Consider the following 236-nt stretch of genomic DNA (forward strand, 5'->3'; position numbering starts at 1 on the left):
GCCTGCGCGAATGGCGGGCTCCACGAGGTAGAGCGACGTTTTGACGAGACCGAGACCGGCGAGCGCGCATTCGCCCTGCGCGTCGGCGTCGCTCACCGCTATCGCCCCGCGCAGGGCTACCGTGCGCCGCGCACCGCCCACCATGTACTCCAACGGGCGCGGGCGCCCGGTGTCCGCCGACACGTAGTCGACGGTGCTGTGATGCATAAGGTCGTCCACGCTCTCGGGCGTGCCGT

The 236-nt window shown here is 70.8% G+C and carries 1 pseudogene; it reads right to left on the reverse strand.

What is annotated here, in order from left to right:
• Window positions 1-207: pseudogene (locus tag SB751_RS35240) on the reverse strand (LysR family transcriptional regulator); the annotation flags it as partial.
• Between the last annotated feature and the right edge of the window lie 29 nt (window positions 208-236).

This window comes from Cupriavidus sp. SIMBA_020 (genome assembly GCF_046535395.1).
GTDB classification, from domain to species: domain Bacteria; phylum Pseudomonadota; class Gammaproteobacteria; order Burkholderiales; family Burkholderiaceae; genus Cupriavidus; species Cupriavidus campinensis.